General features: G+C 55.1%; 1 pseudogene. It reads right to left on the reverse strand.

The features are described 5' to 3' along the window. A pseudogene (locus tag FS806_RS25345) lies at positions 1-419 on the reverse strand (threonine--tRNA ligase); the annotation flags it as partial.

A 419-nucleotide genomic window follows, 5' to 3' on the forward strand; every position in this document is an offset into this window, starting at 1 on the left:
CGGTGATCGCGCTTCTTGGCTTCCTCCAGCAGGTGCAGATGCTCATCAAGCTGCGCCTTCTTCGGAAATGCCGTGCCGTATATGCGCTGCAGCATTTTGTTCTTCGAATCGCCCCGCCAGTATGCCCCCGCCACGCTCAGCAGCTTGAACGCCTTGATTCTACCTGTCGAAGGCAGATGCGGACCCCGGCACAGGTCGAAAAATTCTCCCTGATCATAGATCGTAATGACCGAATCCTCCGGCAAATCCCGGATCAGCTCCAGCTTCAGCGGATCCTCCAGCTCTTCGTAAATCCGCAGCGCTTCCTCACGGCTCACTACCCGCCGCTCTATCGGCAGATTTTCCTTTACGATCTTCTCCATTTCCGCTTCAATCTTCGCCAGATCGTCCGACGATAACGGATTCTCCAGATCGATATC

The organism is Paenibacillus sp. 32O-W (genome assembly GCF_007679495.1).
GTDB classification, from domain to species: Bacteria; Bacillota; Bacilli; order Paenibacillales; family NBRC-103111; genus Paenibacillus_L; species Paenibacillus_L residui.